Raw genomic sequence first — 210 nt, forward strand, 5'->3', positions numbered from 1 at the left:
ACATATAACCATGTGACTTATGATAGTTTTGCAGCTTGTTGTGAGGCTTACAATATTAAATCGGTTTGCGTCAGAAGATATGCGAGAAAAAAACATTTTCTATTGCGGCATGCATTTGCCAGCTATCTGAATTATCATAATAAACGAAAAATGTATTTCTGCGGACAGGAATATATTACATTTACATCATGTTGCAGAGCATTTGGATGC

Origin of the sequence: Coprococcus sp. AF99-45 (assembly GCF_027663865.1) — a bacterium.
Classification (GTDB): Bacteria; Bacillota; Clostridia; order Lachnospirales; family Lachnospiraceae; genus Allocoprococcus; species Allocoprococcus comes.